The following is a 636-nucleotide window of genomic DNA, read 5'->3' as shown; positions in this document are numbered from 1 at the left end:
AAGGTACACGTTATTACTTCAAGATAGGTAATGAAATGGTAGTCAGAGGATTATCTGAAAGTGGAGATGTAATAGACAGGCAAGGTGGATAAATGGCTGATTGTGAAAATATGTACTTAAACAAACGGGTGCTTATCTTCAATAAGGATTTGCACCTTTGTTCCATTAAAGGGCAGGTTACTGAAAATAAAGGGGGGAAAGTTGTATGTTTTTATTACTGAGTATTTTCTTATTACTAATAAGTTTTTCGTGCTTTTGGGAAAGCAAAAAAGAACGAAAAGGATTAAGAGTTACATTAAGTATTACTTTAGCTTTAATGCTGTCAATGCTTATGGAAGGAGCTGCTCATAGCTTGGTAGAAGCTCAAGTAATGGAAGGACCACTCCTTATCACACTTTACTTTGTTTTACCTATCGTTTCTTTTGCAATATTTCAAGTTTTATTTTACGACATTAGAATGATGGACAAAGAGAAGTAATATCTTAGCGTTGTTTCTTGAACAAACGGGGGCCGCTCGACAAGTTCTGCTATAAGCGCTTCAAGTGTGAAAGGCAGAAGATAAACATATTTATCTTAACTTTATAACTGAGAATGGGAATGATAGATCCATGTTTCTTGAAACCATTCCGTCAATAC

Annotated in this window: 1 protein-coding gene; it reads left to right on the top strand. The window is 35.1% G+C overall.

Going from position 1 to position 636, the window contains the following annotated elements; translation table 11 throughout:
- Positions 1–205: 205 nt before the first annotated feature.
- On the top strand, positions 206–478 hold the full coding sequence (locus D2K40_RS16280; RefSeq protein ID WP_117157364.1) for a hypothetical protein: 273 nt from the start codon (positions 206–208) through the stop codon (positions 476–478).
- The last annotated feature ends 158 nt before the right edge of the window (positions 479–636 follow it).

This window comes from Paraliobacillus quinghaiensis, from assembly GCF_003426025.1.
Lineage (GTDB): Bacteria > Bacillota > Bacilli > Bacillales > Amphibacillaceae > Paraliobacillus_A > Paraliobacillus_A quinghaiensis.
The sequence above is the reverse complement of the archived record's forward strand: the minus strand, read 5'-3'. Positions and strand labels throughout refer to the sequence as shown.

What these genes read in the sequence shown, in the direction of transcription:
- D2K40_RS16280 (WP_117157364.1), top strand. Translation starts at nt 206, where the DNA reads ATGTTTTTATTACTGAGTATTTTCTTATTACTAATAAGTTTTTCGTGC.